The sequence below is a fragment of the Bacillus sp. SIMBA_026 genome (assembly GCF_046535335.1).
GTDB classification, from domain to species: Bacteria; Bacillota; Bacilli; order Bacillales; family Bacillaceae; genus Bacillus; species Bacillus velezensis.
This window is the reverse complement of record NZ_JAWRWX010000140.1, coordinates 1-275: the sequence shown is the minus strand read 5'-3', so window position 1 is coordinate 275 and position 275 is coordinate 1. Positions and strand designations below refer to the sequence as shown.

The 275-nt window shown below is 48.0% G+C and carries 1 protein-coding gene; it reads right to left on the bottom strand.

The window, feature by feature from the left end; all coding sequences use genetic code 11:
• Positions 1–275: hypothetical protein (locus tag SB847_RS20970; protein WP_410578534.1), on the bottom strand; the 275-nt coding region annotated here is incomplete at both ends.

The window sequence follows — 275 nt, the reverse complement described above, 5'->3', positions numbered from 1 at the left end:
CACTCCTACCGCTTTGCAAGAAGAGTTTTTTCTTGTTTATGGACAGGTTGCTCAAAGCATTGGCTTGTATGGACTTCAGCTTGGCAAGATCGGGGTCGGTTTGAGGTTGGTCTAACAGGTTTTCGATCTTCTCCAGCGCCAGTTGAAGGCAGGAGTCGGCCTCTCCCAGCTCACCCATGTGGTTGAAACAGGCGCCCAGATTGTTCAAGTTCGACGTTTCAATGATTTTATTATTGTTGCAGATGGACAGCACTTGAGCCTGACGCAAATAGCTA